The organism is Puerhibacterium sp. TATVAM-FAB25 (genome assembly GCF_046535855.1).
In the GTDB taxonomy this organism is placed as follows: domain Bacteria; phylum Actinomycetota; class Actinomycetes; order Actinomycetales; family Cellulomonadaceae; genus Puerhibacterium; species Puerhibacterium variabilis_A.
This window is the reverse complement of record NZ_JAXUAK010000037.1, coordinates 1-579: the sequence shown is the minus strand read 5'-3', so window position 1 is coordinate 579 and position 579 is coordinate 1. Positions and strand designations below refer to the sequence as shown.

General features: G+C 70.1%; 1 protein-coding gene. It reads left to right on the top strand.

The window, feature by feature from the left end:
- Positions 1-579, top strand: a 579-nt coding sequence (locus U5M74_RS16180) for an integrase core domain-containing protein (RefSeq protein ID WP_410909946.1), incomplete at its 5' end; no start/stop codon positions are given.

The following is a 579-nucleotide window of genomic DNA, read 5'->3' as shown; positions in this document are numbered from 1 at the left end:
CACGTGGACGTCAAGAAGCTCGGCAACATCCCCGACGGCGGCGGGTGGCGGTTCGTGGGCCGCGCCCAGGGCCTGCGCAACCGTGCCGCCACCCTCGACAAGCCGAAGAACACCCACCGCAACCCGAAGATGGGCCACGCGTTCGTGCACACCGTCTTGGACGACCACTCCCGGATCGCCTACGCCGAGGTCCACGACGACGAGACCGCCGCGACCGCCACCGGGGTGCTGCGCCGGGCCGTGGCCTGGTTCGCCGCCCGCGGCATCACCACCCAGCGGGTCTTGTCCGACAACGGCTCGCCCTACCGCTCGCACCTGTGGCGCCAGGCCTGCACCGAGCTGGCCATCCGACACAAGCGCACCCGCCCGCGCCGCCCGCAGACCAACGGCAAGGTCGAACGCTTCCACCGCACCCTGGCCGACGGCTGGGGCTACGCCCGCTGCTACACCTCAGAAACCGAACGCCGCGCCGCCCTGGCAGCATGGATCCACCACTACAACCACCACCGACCCCACACCGCCTGCGGGAACAAGCCCCCCATTACCCGCTTGACCAACCTGTCCGATCAGTACAGCTAG